The sequence below is a fragment of the Nostoc sp. UCD121 genome, from assembly GCF_014222285.1.
In the GTDB taxonomy this organism is placed as follows: Bacteria; Cyanobacteriota; Cyanobacteriia; order Cyanobacteriales; family Nostocaceae; genus Nostoc.
Window position 1 is genome coordinate 1 of the sequence record NZ_JACKZS010000509.1, and the last position, 727, is coordinate 727.

A 727-nucleotide genomic window follows, 5' to 3' on the forward strand; every position below is an offset into this window, starting at 1 on the left:
ATATTTACTAGCGCAATTTAGAGAATCATTAGCATATTAGACTAAACAGAGAAATAGCAATGTGCCATCTCCGCTATATCTAACCCTATTTCTGGTATCCCATTTTATTTTGAGGACTGTTTTCATGTTTTTTAGCAATTGCAACAATAGTCGAAATTGACTTGACTTCATTATTCATCTTGCCAGTAATAAGTTGGTTGTATAAATATTTAGCTTATTCTAATGAAAAAACTGATGGATTAGCAGCAGCATTAGCTTCATGACCACTTTGCCAACCACCCATATTAGAAAAAATTTCGTACCTAACAAGAGGACGATTTTCGCCACCTACATTAAACCACACGCAACTACGTTCTTGTTCAATGTCAATCGAAACTATTGGAGGAATACATCGCCAAGATGCAACTTGCTTTGACCAAGTTTGAAAACCGCCATAATTTTCATTCTTGATATTCATTTTTTATTTTTCTTCCCTTGCTATAAGATTTAGACAGTCTATTATTCATTTATCTTTGCTTGCTAATTGTTGCTATTTGACATGAAACCGATGATTACCAGATTGGTTTGTGCAACCATGCAACTGCATTGGTTGTAAAGTATAATATTCAATCTTTTTTTATAATTTTGTTGTCAATTTTCTCATAAAGTTAACTAAAAAGTTGATTTAAAATATTGTTTATTTGCCCGGAAAAGCTATAAGAGCAACTGTGAGTAGCATCATTATAAT

1 protein-coding gene is annotated in these 727 nt (G+C 32.3%); it reads right to left on the bottom strand.

Features of this window, described 5'->3' with window-relative positions; genetic code table 11:
- Positions 1 to 214: 214 nt before the first annotated feature.
- The gene (locus tag GNF10_RS37235) at positions 215 to 457 is read right to left on the bottom strand and encodes a hypothetical protein (protein ID WP_185607514.1); all 243 of its coding nucleotides are present in this window, start codon (positions 455 to 457) and stop codon (positions 215 to 217) included.
- Positions 458 to 727: the final 270 nt, after the last annotated feature.

Excerpts from the sequence above, each read along its gene's own strand:
- GNF10_RS37235 (WP_185607514.1), bottom strand. The coding sequence starts at position 457 with ATGAATATCAAGAATGAAAATTATGGCGGTTTTCAAACTTGGTCAAAG.